The following is a 1,665-nucleotide window of genomic DNA, read 5'->3' as shown; positions in this document are numbered from 1 at the left end:
CTGCGCGGCCCCCTCCTGCCGGCGGCGCTGCCGGCGTCCCGCACCCGCAGCGAGCGCTTCGACGACCTCGTCCTCGACGCCGTCGAGGACGTCGAGCAGGTGCTCGACGCGCCGCTGCAGGAGATCGAGTTCGCCGTCGAGGACGTGCCGCCCGCCCCCACCGGCGCGGACGACGACGCCGTGCCCCTCGGCCGCTTCTCCGCCGCCGACCGCGGACGGCCCGCGCGCGTCGTCGTCTACCGGCGCCCCGTGGAGACGCGCGCGAGCGAGGCCGGCGACCTCGAGGACCTCGTGCACCACGTCGTCGTCGAGCAGATCGCCCACGCCCTCGGCACCGAGCCCGAGCGCCTCGACCCGCACTACCGGGACGACTGAGGGCGGAGCACAGGCCGGCGGCGCACACCCCGGCCGCCGCCCGCTCCCCGGCCAGCTGCGGCTAGGGCCAGCGGCCGGGAGCCGCGACGAGCACCGGGGTGCTCCCTGCGGCGGCCGGCACCGCCGAGGGCACCGCCACGGCGACGGCCCCCGCGGGCGCGCCGGCGGACAGCACCAGCGCGGCGTGGACACCGCCCGAGGGCCCGTCCTCGCCGCCGTCGGCGGCCGTCGTCGCACCGGGGGCGTCCACATCCGTGACGAGCAGCCCGGCCGCTCCGTCGAGCAGGCTCGCGGGCGCCCGGGCCGTCGCGCGCGGCGCGAGGTCGACCTCCACGGCGTCGGCGCGGGCGCCGTCCGGCGCCACAGCCGCCAGCGACAGGGTCGCCAGCTCCTCGGAGGCGTTGGTGAGGAGGACCGCGGAGGTGAGCCCCGCGGCGGCGGCGGGCAGCGCCAGCGCCGCCCCGACGGACAGCGGGTCGGTGGCGGGCGCCACCGCGAGGTCGGCGGGCCCGGCCTCCTGGGCGCCCGACAGGCGCTCGAGGACGACGGACGCCACGACCGGCACGTCCGAGCGGATCGCGACGGCCGCCGACCCGGCGGGCAGCCCGCCCAGCGGCACGTCCACGACGGTGCCCGCGGGCACGGCCGCCCCGGCCGAGAGGTCCGCGGCCACCTCGGCGCCCGCGTCGTCCGCCAGGACGTCCCACTCGACGTCGGCGGGCTCGGACCCCGGGACGGCGAGCCGCAGCACCGCCGTGCTGCGGCCCTCGGTCGCCACCCCCGGCACCACCTGGGCGAGCGCGGGGGCCGCCGCGGGGGCGACGACCTCGACGCCGCGCGGCACGAGCCCCGCGAGCCGGGTCACGACGAGGGAGGGCGCCACCGAGCCCCCCGTGCTCGTCACGTGCACCGCCAGGGCCTCGGCCCCGCTGACGAGGCCCTCCACGAGCAGCTCGGTCCGCTGACCCGCCGGCACGGTGACGCCCTGGCCCGCAGCGGGCTGCTCGACGCCGTCCTCGGTGAGCACCTCGACGCCCACCTCGGCGGCCGTCGACCCGGTGTTCACGAGGACCAGACGCGTGCTCGCGCCCGCGTCGGTGGCCCCGCCCAGGAGCCAGGCGTCCGACGTCGGCGCCGGGCAGGTCGCCGCCGCCACGCCCTGCAGGTCGCCGTCGGGCGTCACCGTCGTCGCGAGGGCCGCCAGGGAGGGCGCGGCCTCGCCCGCGACACCGGTGGCCGAGACGGCGGCCGCGCCGCCCGAGCCGGCCGCGGCGACGGTCCCGTCCACCG

2 protein-coding genes are annotated in these 1,665 nt (G+C 80.5%); one reads left to right on the top strand and one right to left on the bottom strand.

The annotated features are described in order from the left end of the window. The coding region (locus HLB09_RS16675) for a metallopeptidase family protein (RefSeq protein WP_212771282.1) at nt 1-375 on the top strand (375 nt) is incomplete at its 5' end. Nucleotides 376-436: 61 nt separating this feature from the next. Here the strand turns inward: HLB09_RS16675 and HLB09_RS16670 are convergent. After that, nucleotides 437-1,665 (bottom strand): DUF5719 family protein (locus HLB09_RS16670; RefSeq protein WP_171204417.1); only part of this gene is annotated, 1,229 nt, incomplete at its 5' end.

The sequence above is a fragment of the Pseudokineococcus marinus genome (assembly GCF_013004605.1).
Taxonomy (GTDB): domain Bacteria; phylum Actinomycetota; class Actinomycetes; order Actinomycetales; family Quadrisphaeraceae; genus Pseudokineococcus; species Pseudokineococcus marinus.
The sequence above is the reverse complement of the archived record's forward strand: the minus strand, read 5'-3'. Positions and strand labels throughout refer to the sequence as shown.